Annotated in this window: 1 protein-coding gene; it reads left to right on the top strand. The window is 64.9% G+C overall.

What is annotated here, in order from left to right:
- On the top strand, positions 1-228 hold a 228-nt coding region (locus ACZ3HG_RS25115; RefSeq protein WP_465335301.1), incomplete at both ends, for a DNA gyrase subunit A.

Raw genomic sequence — 228 nt, 5'->3', positions numbered from 1 at the left:
ATGCGCGGCGACCGTCGGGCGATCGTCCTCACCGAAATCCCCTATCAGCAGGGCAAGAACGCGCTCGTTGAGAAGATCGCCGAGGCCGCCAAGGAAAAGCGGATCGAGGGGATCAGCGACATTCGCGACGAATCGAACCGCGAAGGCGTTCGCATCGTCATCGACCTGAAGCGCGACGCGACCCCCGAGGTCGTGCTGAACCAGCTGTGGCGGCACACCCCCGCCCAG

The sequence above is a fragment of the Erwinia sp. PME.40.26/001 genome, from assembly GCF_055556675.1.
This window is presented reverse-complemented; position numbering and strand designations above follow the sequence as displayed.